The organism is Vibrio sp. MACH09 (assembly GCF_033238805.1).
GTDB lineage: Bacteria > Pseudomonadota > Gammaproteobacteria > Enterobacterales > Vibrionaceae > Vibrio.
The window spans coordinates 726,970-741,611 of record NZ_BSFZ01000001.1 but is presented as its reverse complement, the minus strand read 5'-3'; the positions used below and the strand labels follow the sequence as shown (position 1 = coordinate 741,611).

The following is a 14,642-nucleotide window of genomic DNA, read 5'->3' as shown; positions in this document are numbered from 1 at the left end:
TTGCCGCTTTAGAACAAGTGACGACCACCAGTTCAAGGAAAAGGCGCGCAGTTTACAAGTGTAAATGAGCATCTGTTTAAACGGAATTGGTGTCATTACGAGGTTTTTCCAAAAACTTAATATCGGTTTAGAACAAGTGACGGCCACCAGATCAAGGAAAAGGCGCGCAGTTTACAAGTGTAAATGAGCACCTTTGACGCAGAAATGGTGGTCGTCACGCCGTTATCAACCGATATTAACGCGCACGTTACGGAACATCCGCATCCACGGCCCACTCTCACCCCATGAATCAGGAGCCCAAGAGTTAGCAACCGTACGGAACACACGCTCCGGGTGAGGCATCATGATGGTCACTCTGCCATCCTTAGTTGTTAAACCTGTAATAGCATTTGGTGAACCATTCGGGTTATTTGGGTATTGCTGAGTAGCAACACCGTTATTGTCTACATATCGCAGCGCGACCGTTGCCGATTGTTCAATTGCAGATAGATGGTCACTATCGCGAACCTCCACGCGTCCCTCTCCGTGAGAAACCGCAATAGGTAGACGAGAACCTTCCATTCCAGCTAAAAATAGTGAATCTGATTTTTGTACTTCAACTAGACTAAAGCGCGCTTCAAAACGCTCAGACTCATTGCGGACAAATCTTGGCCACAGCTCGGCTCCCGGAATAAGATCATGTAGATTTGAAAGCATCTGACAGCCATTACAGACACCTAATGAGAAGGTATCTTTTCGATTAAAGAAGCCTTCAAACTGATCTCGCGCTTGGGGGTTAAATAGAATGGATTTAGCCCAACCTTCACCAGCCCCTAGAACATCACCATAAGAGAAACCACCACACGCGGCTAATCCATGATATTCATCTAGTACTGCCTGTCCTGTTAAGATATCGCTCATATGGATATCAACACTATCAAAACCGGCACGATTAAATGCAGCGGCCATCTCTACATGAGAGTTGACACCCTGCTCACGTAGTATCGCCATCTTAGGTTTGGCACCTTTAGCTATGTAAGGTGCTGCAACATCTTGGTTTACATCAAAGGTTAAATGTACATTTAAGCCGGGATCATCCTTATCGGATTTAGCGACAAACTCTTGATCTGCGCATTTTGGATTATCCCTAAGCGCTTGCATTTTATGAGTCGTCTCAGCCCAAATCGAACGCAGCTCCGTTCTAGAACGCAACACCACATTTTGACCGTTAACAGCGATGCTTATGCTATCACTCTGCTCCACTTGACCAATTATGTGGCTGCAATCTGCAAGTTCAAATGAGTTAAGCACTGACATAACATAATCCAGTTGGCTGTTTTCAACCTGAATAACCGCCCCTAACTCTTCATTAAATAGTACGCTAAGCGGAGAATCACCTAGTTCTTGGATGTCTATATTTACACCACAATGACCAGCGAACGCCATTTCGGCTAAGGTTACAAACAGACCACCGTCACCTTTATCATGGTATGCCACCACTTTATCTTCACTAACGAGTTTCTGTACTGCGTTAAAAAACGATTTTAATTGCGGTGCATCATCAACATCGGCCGGTTTATCCCCCAGTTGTTTATACACCTGAGCTAACGCAGTGGCTCCCATACGATTTTTGCCGTTACCTAAATCAATAAGTAGCAGGCTAGACTCACCTTTATCGGTACGTAGTTGTGGAGTCACTGTTTTACGAACATCATCAACACGAGCAAAAGCAGTAATCACTAGTGATAAAGGAGAGGTTACCTCTTTATCTTCTCCATCATCCTGCCATTTCGTTTTCATCGACATCGAGTCTTTGCCAACAGGAATCGTTAGCCCTAGCGCAGGACAAAGCTCTTCACCGACCGCCTTAACCGCTTGGTATAATCCGGCATCTTCTCCCGGGTGCCCAGATGGAGACATCCAGTTAGCCGAAAGTTTAATGTGCTTTAAATCACCAATATCAGTAGCCGCAATATTGGTTAGGGATTCACCTACAGCCAGTCTTGCTGACGCCGCAAAGTCGAGCAATGCGACTGGCGTTCGCTCACCCATCGACATAGCTTCACCGTGATAAGTGTCGTAACTAGCAGCCGTTACCGCACAGTTGGCAACTGGAATTTGCCAAGGCCCAACCATTTGGTCTCGCGCAACTAAGCCCGTAACAGAACGGTCACCGATAGTAATTAAGAACGTTTTTTCCGCTACCGCAGGCAAACGTAGAATGCGATCAATAGCCTCATTAATTTCGATATCACCACACTCTAACGCCGCATTACTCGCTTTAAGAGTGGTCGCCTCGCGATGCATTTTTGGCGTCTTACCTAATAAGATTTCCATTGGCATATCAATAGGTGTGTTATCAAAATGGCTATCTTCCAGCGTTAAATGACGCTCTTCTGTTGCCACACCAACAACCGCATAAGGGGTTCGCTCTCTCTGGCATATAGCATCGAATATCTCCATATTTTCAGGTGCAACGGCGAGAACATAACGCTCTTGAGACTCATTACACCAGATCTCTAACGGGCTCATTCCTGGCTCATCATTTGGCACATTTCGAAGCTGGAATCGTCCACCTCGTTCACCATCATCCACTAACTCAGGTAGTGCGTTGGAGATACCACCAGCACCGACATCATGAATAAAGGCAATTGGGTTCTCTTCTCCAAGCTGCCAGCAACGATCGATCACTTCCTGACAACGGCGTTCCATTTCTGGGTTTTCTCGCTGAACAGAAGCAAAATCCAAATCTTCTGCCGACTGTCCTGATGCCATGGAAGAGGCAGCACCACCACCTAAACCGATATTCATAGCAGGCCCACCAAGTACAATTAAGCTGGCTCCCACTGGAATTTCACGCTTTTGAACATGGCCATCTCGAATATTTCCCATACCACCAGCGATCATAATCGGCTTATGGTAACCACGAACCTCTTCACCATTATGGGAGTTTACTTTCTCTTCATAAGTACGGAAGTAACCGAGCAGATTTGGACGACCAAATTCGTTATTAAATGCTGCGCCACCTAATGGCCCTTCTAGCATAATATCTAGCGCAGTAACAATTCGCCCCGGTTTACCAAAATCGCTTTCCCAAGGCTGAACGAAATTCGGAATTTTCAAGTTTGATACGGTAAAACCAACCAATCCCGCTTTTGGTTTCCCCCCAATACCTGTGGCACCTTCGTCTCTAATTTCACCACCAGATCCTGTTGATGCGCCCGGCCACGGAGAAATTGCTGTTGGGTGATTATGAGTTTCGACCTTCATTAAAATATGGGCATCTTCTTGGTGATAACCATATTCACGAGTATCTGGATCAGGGAAGAATCGACCAACTTTAGAGCCTGTCATTACTGCTGCGTTATCTTTATAAGCTGACAACACATGCTCTGGAGTGGTTTCGAAAGTGTTTTTGATCATTTTAAACAGTGATTTATCCTGCTTAACACCATCAATGGTCCAGTCGGCATTAAATATTTTATGACGACAGTGCTCTGAGTTTGCCTGTGCAAACATCATCAGCTCAATATCATTCGGATTTCGCTTTAGCCCTTTAAAGCTATCAACTAGGTAGTCGATTTCATCATCGGCTAAAGCCAAACCTAATTCTGTATTTGCTCGCTCTAATGCGTTTCGGCCACCAGCCAGTACATCAACCTCGACCACAGGGGCAGGTTGTGAAACAGAGAACAGCTGCTGCGCCATCTCTAATGAAGAGAATACCGATTCCATCATACGATCATGAATCAGTGACTCCACCACGCTATTCTGTTGCGGGGACAAAGGGGCACTTGTGACGATATAGTAAGCACAGCCTCGTTCTAAGCGTTTAACTTTATTTAACCCACAGTTATGAGCAATATCGGTCGATTTCGATGACCATGGAGAGATGGTTCCGGGGCGAGGAGTAACAAGAATAAGAGTACCCTGTGGTTTATGCTCTTTTATTGTCGGTCCGTAGGTAAGTAATTTTTCTAACTTCTCCAGTTCAGACTGATGCAAATCTTCACTCAGATCAGCAAAATGGACAAACTCAGCATATAAATCAGTAACAGGTAAGCCTTGCTCCTGACAAAGTTCAATCAGTTTATTCACACGAAACTCTGAAAGAGCTGGGGAACCACGCAAAATTCTCATGTGCTTAGGTCTCTTTAGTTAGGTAATATTGGTATAAATTCAAACAGTTAACTAGAAAACTACGTAAATTCACACCAATGCTACCTATTGGTTCCGGCGTATTATAGATGAAATTGTTTTGTGACGTAACACAAAAGGCAACCGTTTGCGTCATTTTTTCAATTTCATGACCATTCATAGATAAATCAGAAAATAATCACTGTTTTCTTTAATGATTCTTTGCCCCTCGCCTGCGCTCTGATATAAAGAGCTTAGTAAACTAATGAGAATCCACTATTTAATGTTAAGTATTGCCTTTCCACCTAAAGCAAAAGTCCTGTTGCTGCTCTCTCTGGTTGCACTCATTTCCGGCTGTCAGATCGATTCCAATCCTAAGAGTGAACTCGATAAAGTACGCGAAAGAGGTGTATTACGAGTTGGTACCTTAAACAATCAACTCTCTTACTACATTGGCCCAGATGGCCCAACAGGATTGGATTATGAGTTAGCACAAAAATTTGCTAATGATTTAGGGGTAAAACTAGAGATGAAACCCGTCTATCGTTTCTCTGGGCTATTTCCCGCATTAGATAATGATGAAATAGATATCGTGGCTGCTGGGCTAAGCCAAACCTCCAATCGAATAAATCGCTATCGTGCCACTCCCGCCTACTACTATGTTAGCCAACAAGTTGCCTACAAAAAAAATAGTTGGCGGCCAAGAAACAACAAAAAACTGATCGAGAAACTGCAAGAGGGAAATGATCAACTTGTGGTGGTAGCGGACTCTCACTTTGTACCAACGCTAGAAAATCTCCAGCAAGAAATGCCAGAACTCACTTTCTCTGTAGACGCTAACTCTGATGTTAAAGATCTACTCAAAAAAGTATCGACTGGTGAGCTCTCATTTACGGTTGCCGATTCGGTTGAGTTATCTCTGACTCAGCGTCTGTATCCTGATATTGCGGTTGCTTACGAGCTAACAGAAGATCAGCCTATATCTTGGTATATGCGTAAAGGGGATGATGAAAGCCTATACGCTCTAATAATTGAGTATTTTGGCAGCATTAATCAATCTGGCGAGCTTGCTACCCTAGAAGAAAAATACTTTGGTCACGTAGACAGCTTTGATTATGTCGATACTCGCGCCTTTATTCGTGCTCTGGACAGTAAACTGCCAGAATGGGAGCCACTATTTAAAAAGTACTCACAAGAGTTTGATTGGAGACTGATCGCAGCACTCTCTTACCAAGAATCACACTGGAACCCAAATGCCGTCTCACCTACAGGGGTTCGCGGCATGATGATGTTGACCTTACCGACCGCTAAATCTGTTGGAGTGAAAAATCGTCTAGATCCAGAACAGTCCATTCGTGGTGGCGTTGACTACTTACGCAGAATCGTTGATAGAGTGCCAGACTCCATTCCTGCACATGAGAAAATCTGGTTTGCTCTCGCATCATATAACATTGGCTACGGCCATATGATGGATGCGCGACGTTTAACAAAACGACAGAATGGCAATCCGGACGCATGGGGTGACGTTAAAGACCGCTTACCACTTCTTAAAAAGCGTAAATACTACAGCACCACTCGCTACGGTTATGCTCGTGGAGATGAAGCGAGAAACTATGTAGAGAACATTCGCCGCTACTACCAGTCAATCATTGGGCATGTCGAGCAGCAAGAAGCACTTAACTCTGAAATAGACATTAACGGCTTACAAGTTATCGATATACCGCTGGATGAAAATGGGGAAATTATAGGCCCACCAGAAAAAGGGCAAGACAAAATACCATCAGCTGATGTTTCTTCACCGTCTGATGAAAAGCAGAAAACAGATAAGCAGAAAGAAAGCGAACCACCAAAGCAACCAGAACAGAGCGACAGTAAAAAAACAGAGTAACAATCTTGGTTGTCACAGATGGTTTCACACTTTAGTAATAATATTCACCTATACTTTATAGGCAAACGAATACTAAATTATAATAGCGAGAAATCTATGTTTTCCAAGAGACAACAAAATAAGTTGAGTAACAAAGTCGCATCGGCAAATCGCCGTAAACGAATGTTAGCAAATAACAAAAAGAAAATTATCTGGCGTCACAGAGCCTTTGTTCAGAGCGAAACTTTTTCAGAATAGTCTCTCTGATTGACCCGTTATTAATTATCGATGAGTTGTGACGTCTGTTGCTGCTTACAGAGTCGTCATTGGCAACTATTTCTACCGTAAATAAAGCGTGACTAACTTTATGTTAAAGACTGTTTCGCCGCCTTCTTCTCTTTTCTTCTTCGTTTAAAAAATGCTTGCAGCTGAGATTTACACTGTTGCTGCAACAGTCCCGACTCAACATCGGCGTAATGATACGCAGCTTGATGTTCAAACAGATTCAATACCGTACCTGCGGCGCCTGCTTTTAAATCGGGTGCACCAAATACTATACGTTTCACCCTGCTGTGCAGTAAGGCTCCCGCGCACATAGGACACGGCTCCAAGGTGACATATAACGTAGTATCCAACAGACGATAGTTTTGCAACACCTGTCCTGCTTTACGTAGCACTTCAATTTCAGCGTGAGCGGTCGCGTCATGACAGCCGATAGAGCGATTCCACCCTTCTGCGATAATTTCATCATCTTTTACCAGCAACGCACCTACCGGCACTTCGCCTTGCTGCTCAGCCATCGACGCCAGCTCGATTGCTCTCTGCATAAAATAATGATCTTTTTCTGAAAACGTATTGGCGATGTCGTCGCTCACTAGCAATTACCCTATATCAAAACATGCTTATTACTCATTCTGCTCGATATTATATACTCAAGTGACCTCAAGGTGCTTATTCAACGAGAATTTATTGGCGGCCGATCAAGGCACTGATTTGAAGGCATCGTCATTCTACGGCAAGAATCAATAACACAGAGCAACAGCCAATAAAACTCGCCCTTTGGCAGCACATCAACACGCCCATCTCTGCGTCAGATAATCTTGAAAGGGAATTTTGGACAAAAAAAATGGTGATATTGAGGAGTTATATCACCAAATGAGTATCACTTTACTAAATTATTATTACTACTAAACAAGTTCATTTGTACCCTCAGCAAAAAGGTACGGAAGCAATAATACTGGCCGATGTAGGCATTTAGAATGGCAGTTATAACAAATTAATATTTATTAATGCTAAGGTTATGTTCTCTGTTAGCAGAGCCATTTAACCGCTATATTTACCCCTGTGCCATAACGGTCACTTGGCGATCACGGTTTGTAGCTGAATCGTTTGTACTTTTCTTCGCTTGTCATGCCATTTTGCAGATATCACTACTCGTTTCCCTGCTATTTCACTCTGCTTATTCTTTTCACTCTTAAGCCCGGCATCACCTTGCGAATTAACTCGTATAGGAGTGACTTGCCAGCGAATGTCGATTGCCTTCCCTACCGAGCGACTCCCAGCTTGTAGTAGCGCAAAACCGGCCTCTTTATCACCTTCGCTTTTCGAGTAGCTCATAAATTTTTCCAGCTGATTCTCTAACGCAAATAAGGCATATTGACGAGTTAGCGCATCATCAGCACTGTTTAGCAAAGATACCTGCAAGGGAAATAGCGCGATGCTTGCACTGGTTATAATTAAAGATGCCACCATTACTTCTAATAAGCTAAACCCCCAGCTCTGCTTTGCACGATTAGCTTTACTCTTCATACCAACTTCCTTGTAGCCATTTGAGACTGTCCGGCTCATCCTCTATTGAAAAGTAGAAATCCCGATTAAGACTCACCGTCTTGTAGTGGCTGTTGATACGATAAACCGTCTTTGATATAGGGGATATTGTTACGCTAGCAGCAGGCGTTACACCACAATTGTCCAAAGGGTGTTGCAGAGGAAAAGTATGACTAACTTGCAGATAGGCACACTCTAATCCAGCTTCCGCCAGCCAGTAGTTTTGCCGTTCCGCCACTTCATTCATTCCCTGTTTAACCTGCAAATAGACCAATTGGGAGTGAGAAACCGAAATCAACAGTGCCACGCTCATAAGTACGCTAACCACCAAAAGTACCACTGCACCAGCTTGAGTAGACATCTCAACTCCTTGAGAAAACAGTTATCGTCATGGAGAGAGGAAGAGAGTCAGAAACAAGCGCGACCGTTAAAGTAATACTTAGCAATGAGGTCGACATATTAGAATATAAACGCTTTCTCTCGACCTGAAACTGATGCACTTCAATTCTATTTTCGTCAAAAAGCGAGTAAAAATAGCGACAGCTATTAACCACTGGACGTTGTTGCTCTGTTGAAGAGCAGAGAAGTAAGCGTTGCCGCTTACTATCATATTTTATCGCGGTGTAAGCGTAGCCCAGCGGTTTTTTATAGACGTAGCTTATCGATGACGGCTCTATTTCAATCACGCTTGAGGCTGAGAGAAGCTTTAACGGCGCATCTTGCAGCGGATTATAACCCGCCCTTCTTATGTCGTCGGACAAAAAACGCAATATATCGCGGCTACTTTGCTGTAAATAAAGACGATTTGCATCTCGTGACACAACTCTTTGAGTCGATAGCATAATGTTAACCGCAAGTGAAAGCAGAGTGAGTCCTAGAACTGAGGCTAGCAGCACTTCCATAAGAGTAAGGCCGCTTTGACGACGAAACTTAGCAGGAGCTGTAGCCATAGTAACTCCCGTTTACCGAGCAGACACGAACCCTTCCGGTTATATGATGGTAGATCAGTTTAAAGGAGGGCTGCTTGGATCTATTCTGACTAAACTCGATATGGCCCGCAGCGGAAAACTTTCCATTTTTACCAAGCAGCTTAACCACACTGCGGTTTGAAGAGATAAACACGGCCTTACCTTCATAAACAGCAATGGCACCGCTGGACTCTGACTCTGTGCTTTTAGTTTCCTCTTGATGAGTGCTGAGTGTGATGTTCCATTGATACTCTCCGGCTAGGGGATGGACAGAGATATGTAACCAAATATCCTCATTTCTTGTAATCGCTTCCCTTTTCGCAACAACAAATACACCCTGCAGCTGGCTCGCTGTAGACCGTAGCCGAAAACGTTCTACAAACTGATCCCAACTTGGCATGGCAGAATAGAGTAAAACAGCAATCACAGATAAAGTAATCACCAGCTCTAGAAGGGTAAATCCTTTACGCATCTCGTCACTCCACTGACTACCGGCACAAACGAATCTTAATAAACAACAGAGGAAGTTGCAGGAACAAGCGATCGGGATTGGAAACAGATCCAATATTCGTTATTTCTAAACGCAATAGAAACCGAAATAACCAGATATAGATCGAAAAACAGATGAGAAGAAAACAAAAAGCCAGCGTAACGCTGGCTTAGAAAATCAGATGAATTAAATGGCGGATGCCAATTAACTGGTTAGGTCATCAAAGAACTTTTTCACACCATTGAAAAAACCTTCAGATTTAGGATTGTGCTTATTCGCCGCTTCTCCACCACAGGTTTCTTCAAACTCGCGCAACAGTTCTTTTTGGCGAGAACTTAATTTAACTGGGGTTTCAATAACCAGTTTCACAATTAAGTCACCAACACCGCCACCACGAACGCCCTTCACACCCTTACCACGCATACGGAACATACGACCTGTTTGGGTTTCTGTAGGCACTTTCAAATTAACACGGCCATCTAACGTTGGAACTTCAACTTCACCACCCAGTGCGGCTTGAGCAAAGCTCACCGGCACTTCGCAATATAAGTTGTTGCCATCACGCTCAAAGATATGGTGTTCATTAACATGAACCTGAACATAAAGATCACCCGCTGGTGCGCCATGCTCTCCTGCTTCGCCTTCGCCAGATAGACGAATACGGTCACCAGTATCAACACCGGCTGGTATTTTAACATTAAGGGTTTTCGTCTTCTGCTTACGGCCTTGACCATGACACGAGTCACATGGGTCTTTAATGATCTTGCCTTTACCATTACAAGTTGGACACGTTTGTTGAACCGCGAAGAAGCCTTGACGCATCTGTACTTGCCCGTGACCATGACAGGTTCCACAAGTTTGTGCACTTGAGCCTTTTTTCGCGCCAGAACCATCACACACTTCACAGCCAACTAATGTTGGTACTTCAATCTCTTTTTCACAACCACGAACGGCATCTTCAAGAGAGAGTTCCATATTGTAACGAAGATCCGCACCACGCTGAGCACGAGACTGGCCACCGCCACGACGACCACCGCCAAAGATGTCGCCAAATACATCCCCAAAAATGTCACCGAAATCGGCACTACCACTGCCGAAGCCGCCGCCACCCATTCCGCCTTGTTCAAACGCAGCATGACCATATTGATCATACGCCGCTTTCTTTTGCGGATCGGTTAATATTTCATACGCTTCTTTTACTTCTTTAAACTGCTCAGCCGAGCTCTCATCACCCTGGTTGCGATCCGGGTGGTGTTTCATCGCAAGGCGCTTATACGCTTTTTTGATATCTCGCTCAGAGGCATCACGACCAACGCCTAATACTTCGTAAAAATCACGTTTTGACATTTTTTAAATTACCAATTTCTTGCCCCAAATAACCTTGTGTTACTTGGTTTGTTGTATCAATCTAGATAACGGTTCTGTTACCAAACGCTTTATCTAGATTGACTCACTAATTACAAATTTGCGGGCGAAAGAGAAAACTCCGACGCCCGCAACTCATTTGAATAAAAACTAACTAAAAGCAGTCAATTACTTTTTGTCGTCTTCTTTCACTTCTTCGAACTCAGCGTCAACAACATCTTCTTCTGGAGCAGCTTGTTCTTGACCCGCTTCAGCACCACCTTGCGCTTGTTGTGCTTGAGCTTGTTGCTGTGCAATTTCCATCAGCTTTTGAGCGGCTGTCATTAGCGCTTGAACTTTCGCGTCAATGGCTTCTTTGTCATCGCCATTTTTCACTTCTTCTAGCTCTTTGATAGCTGTTTCAATTTTCTCTTTCTCTTCAGCTGGAAGAGCATCACCTGCTTCTTCAATTTGCTTACGAGTGCCGTGAATCATTTGGTCAGCTTGGTTACGAGTTGTTACTAGCTCTTCGAACTTCTTATCAGCTTCTTTGTTCGCTTCTGCTTCTTGTACCATTTTCTCGATATCATCATCACTTAGGCCACCAGACGCTTGGATAGTGATTTTCTGCTCTTTACCTGTTGATTTATCTTTAGCAGATACGTGCAGGATACCATCAGCATCAAGGTCGAAAGTTACTTCGATTTGAGGCATACCACGTGGCGCAGCTTGAATACCTTCTAGGTTAAATTGACCTAGAGATTTGTTGTACATTGCTTGCTTACGCTCACCTTGAAGAACGTGGATAGTTACCGCGTTTTGGTTATCTTCAGCTGTTGAGAAAGTTTGGTTCGCTTTCGTTGGGATAGTGGTGTTTTTCTCTACCAACTTAGTCATTACACCACCCATTGTCTCAATACCTAGAGACAGAGGCGTAACGTCTAGTAGAAGAACGTCTTTCACATCACCCGCAAGTACACCACCTTGAACTGCTGCACCCATAGCAACGGCTTCATCAGGGTTTACATCACGACGTGCATCTTTACCAAAGAACTCAGCAACTTTAGACTGAACCATTGGCATACGTGTTTGACCACCAACCAAGATAACATCATCGATGTCACCAACAGATAGGTCAGCATCTGCTAGAGCCACTTTTAGAGGCTCAAGAGAACGTTGAACTAAATCTTCAACTAGCGACTCAAGTTTGGCACGAGTCACTTTAATGTTCATGTGCTTAGGACCAGTAGCATCAGCAGTAACATACGGTAGGTTTACATCCGTTTGTTGTGCAGAAGAAAGCTCAATCTTCGCTTTTTCAGCAGCTTCTTTCACACGTTGCATTGCTAGTGGATCGTTTTTAAGATCGATACCTTGCTCATTTTTGAACTCATCAACCAAGTAGTTGATCATGCGGTTATCAAAGTCTTCACCACCTAGGTGAGTGTCACCATTGGTTGCTAATACTTCGAATGTTTTCTCGCCTTCAACTTCATCAATCTCGATGATTGAGATATCAAATGTACCGCCACCAAGGTCATAAACAGCGATAGTGCGGTCGCCGCCTTTTTTGTCTAGGCCGTAAGCCAAAGCAGCCGCTGTTGGTTCGTTGATGATACGCTTAACTTCTAGACCCGCGATACGGCCAGCATCTTTTGTTGCTTGACGCTGAGCATCGTTAAAGTATGCAGGAACAGTAATAACCGCGCCTGTTACTTCTTCGCCTAAGAAATCTTCTGCTGTTTTCTTCATTTTCTTAAGAACTTCAGCAGAGATTTGAGGTGCAGCCATTTTTTGGCCTTGCGCTTCAACCCAAGCATCACCATTGTCAGCTTTAACAATGCTAAATGGCATGATTTTAATATCACGCTGAACTTCTTCATCTTCAAAACGACGGCCGATAAGACGCTTAATTGCGTATACCGTGTTTTGTGGGTTTGTTACAGCTTGACGCTTGGCAGGTTGACCAACCAAAGTTTCGCCATCAGTATAAGCAATGACAGATGCCGTGGTGCGCTCACCTTCAGCATTTTCAATTACGCGTGGTGCATCGCCATCTAAAACAGCAACACAAGAGTTGGTAGTACCTAAATCAATACCAATGATTTTACCCATCAGGCTATCTCCAAGAATTCAATTATTCATTTTCTATACCCCCTATGTGGGGGCAATGTGTAAGGTTTCAACCCTACACACAATATGTTTATTACTTCTATGCCCCTTAGATAAGGGCTGTGAATGGGTTTTCAAGGGAAAACACAAAAAAGAAGTGATTTTTTTCTAATTAATTTTTCTGATAGACAAAAAAAAGCTGCCCGAAAGCAGCTTTTATCTGAGATGACGAAACTATTTTGCAACCATAACCATTGCAGGACGAACAACGCGACCGTTTAACTCATAGCCCTTCTGCATAACAAAGATGACTGTGTTAGCTTCATGGTCTTCACTCTCTTGAATAGACATAGCTTGGTGAAGCTCAGGGTTAAAAGTTTCCCCTTCAGGGTTAATCTCTTTTAGACCAAACTTAGCAACCGTATCGATAAAGGTTTTATGAGTAAGCTCTACCCCTTCAAGAACCGGTTTAACTGCTTCATTTTCTGCATCAGCTGCTTGGATAGCACGTTCTAGGTTATCAATAACTGGCAGTAATTCTTCAGCAAATTTATTTAAAGCGTACTTACGCGCTTTATCGATCTCTTGCTCAGTACGACGACGCATGTTTTCCATTTCGGCTTTTGCGCGTAATACAGAGTCTTGCTGATCTTTCACTTTTGCTTCGCTTTGAAGCAATGCAGCTTCTAATTGAGCGATTTTTGCTTCTTGTTCATCTTGTACTGACTCTTCGTTCCAGTCGATATCACCGTCTGTACCTACTGCTTCTACATCTGCTTCTGTCGCTTGCTCTGCGTTTTGCTGTTGTAGCTCTTCTTCATTCATCTTTTTTTCGTCGTTGCTCATGATATCTCCAAACTTAGAAATTCAATTTTCTACGCAAGTTTCGCTGTTGTCTGACCTAAATCAAAAATAAAACTCGCGTATTAGATTTAGTTGCCTTTATTATGGGGATTGATATTAATGATTCAAGCGTTAACCGCTACCTTTACTCTGTATTTGGATTATCTGCATGAAAAAGCCCTTTAAAGTCATCGGAATAATTGGTAAACCCCGAGATCATAAAGCCGTACAAACTCACAAAGAATTGTTCCACTGGCTGATTGCCGAAGGGTATAGCGCCTTAATCGACGATAGATTGGCCGATATTCTTGAGGATATTCCGAGCGAGCACTTTACCAATTTGTTAACCATAGGCGAAAAAGCCGACCTCGCCATTGTGGTTGGGGGTGATGGAAATATGCTAGGAGCAGCAAGAGTGCTGTCTCGCTTTGATGTTTCTGTAATTGGTATTAACCGTGGCAATCTTGGCTTTTTAACCGACTTAAACCCTGAAGACTTTAAACTCATACTCAAAAGTGTATTAGAAGGGCATTACACAGAAGAAGAGCGATTTTTGCTTGAGTCGGAAGTATACCGTCATGGAGAGCGTAAAAGTCATAACTCAGCATTAAACGAAGTTGTGCTGCATCCAGGAAAAATAGCGCACATGATCGAGTTTGAAGTGTACATAGATGACACTTTTGCTTTCTCTCAGCGTTCAGACGGGCTGATTATCTCTACTCCTACAGGCTCTACCGCTTACTCTCTCTCTGGTGGCGGGCCTATATTGTCCCCAAGCTTAAACGCCATCTCTATTGTGCCGATGTTCCCACACACCTTATCCAGCAGACCGTTAGTGGTTGATGGTAACAAGCGCATCAAGTTGGTGGTATCGCCAAACAATCGCGGCACATTAGAAGTAAGCTGCGATGGGCAAGTTTCTCTGCCTGTTTCCTCTCATGACGAGGTGAATATTTTTAAAAGCAACAACGTTTTAAAACTGATACACCCTGAAGAATACAGTTACTATCATGTACTTAGAAATAAGCTAGGCTGGTCAAGCAAGCTTTTTTAAATCGCCCCTGCCAATAAATTA

11 protein-coding genes are annotated in these 14,642 nt (G+C 43.6%); 2 read left to right on the top strand and 9 right to left on the bottom strand.

What is annotated here, in order from left to right; translation table 11 throughout:
* Positions 1-225: 225 nt before the first annotated feature.
* Positions 226-4,119, bottom strand: coding sequence for a phosphoribosylformylglycinamidine synthase (gene purL, locus CHJ_RS03370; protein ID WP_317916875.1), 3,894 nt, complete (start codon positions 4,117-4,119; stop codon positions 226-228).
* Positions 4,120-4,399: 280 nt separating this feature from the next.
* Between purL and mltF the strand changes: the two genes are divergently transcribed.
* Positions 4,400-6,004: a membrane-bound lytic murein transglycosylase MltF gene (mltF, locus tag CHJ_RS03365; RefSeq protein ID WP_317918073.1), complete on the top strand. Its 1,605-nt coding sequence runs from the start codon at positions 4,400-4,402 to the stop codon at positions 6,002-6,004.
* A gap of 344 nt (positions 6,005-6,348) precedes the next feature.
* On the opposite strand, the gene tadA is transcribed toward mltF, so the two are convergent.
* The 8 genes from tadA to grpE all read right to left on the bottom strand — a co-directional run bounded on the left by tadA (position 6,349) and on the right by grpE (position 13,570).
* Entirely contained in the window at positions 6,349-6,858 is a 510-nt protein-coding gene (gene tadA / locus CHJ_RS03360; protein ID WP_171753081.1) for a tRNA adenosine(34) deaminase TadA, read from the bottom strand.
* A gap of 481 nt (positions 6,859-7,339) precedes the next feature.
* Complete coding sequence (locus CHJ_RS03355; RefSeq protein ID WP_317916874.1) at positions 7,340-7,792, bottom strand: hypothetical protein; 453 nt, start codon at positions 7,790-7,792, stop codon at positions 7,340-7,342.
* Positions 7,782-8,171 (bottom strand): hypothetical protein, encoded by a 390-nt coding sequence (locus tag CHJ_RS03350; RefSeq protein WP_317916873.1) that lies wholly within the window; start codon positions 8,169-8,171, stop codon positions 7,782-7,784. Before CHJ_RS03350 ends, CHJ_RS03355 begins: the two co-directional genes overlap by 11 nt.
* 1 nt (position 8,172) lies before the next feature.
* Positions 8,173-8,760, bottom strand: a complete 588-nt coding sequence (locus CHJ_RS03345) for a PilW family protein (protein ID WP_171753078.1) — start codon at positions 8,758-8,760, stop codon at positions 8,173-8,175.
* Positions 8,741-9,250: a Tfp pilus assembly protein FimT/FimU gene (locus CHJ_RS03340; protein WP_317916872.1), complete on the bottom strand. Its 510-nt coding sequence runs from the start codon at positions 9,248-9,250 to the stop codon at positions 8,741-8,743. Before CHJ_RS03340 ends, CHJ_RS03345 begins: the two co-directional genes overlap by 20 nt.
* A 222-nt stretch (positions 9,251-9,472) precedes the next feature.
* Positions 9,473-10,615: a molecular chaperone DnaJ gene (gene dnaJ, locus CHJ_RS03335; RefSeq protein WP_317916871.1), complete on the bottom strand. Its 1,143-nt coding sequence runs from the start codon at positions 10,613-10,615 to the stop codon at positions 9,473-9,475.
* Between the two features lie 186 nt (positions 10,616-10,801).
* Complete coding sequence (gene dnaK, locus CHJ_RS03330; protein ID WP_171753075.1) at positions 10,802-12,727, bottom strand: molecular chaperone DnaK; 1,926 nt, start codon at positions 12,725-12,727, stop codon at positions 10,802-10,804.
* A gap of 231 nt (positions 12,728-12,958) precedes the next feature.
* Entirely contained in the window at positions 12,959-13,570 is a 612-nt protein-coding gene (gene grpE / locus CHJ_RS03325; RefSeq protein WP_171753074.1) for a nucleotide exchange factor GrpE, read from the bottom strand.
* Positions 13,571-13,736: 166 nt separating this feature from the next.
* Here grpE and nadK point away from each other — a divergent pair, with 166 nt between their 5' ends.
* Positions 13,737-14,621, top strand: coding sequence for an NAD(+) kinase (nadK, locus tag CHJ_RS03320; protein WP_171753073.1), 885 nt, complete (start codon positions 13,737-13,739; stop codon positions 14,619-14,621).
* The last annotated feature ends 21 nt before the right edge of the window (positions 14,622-14,642 follow it).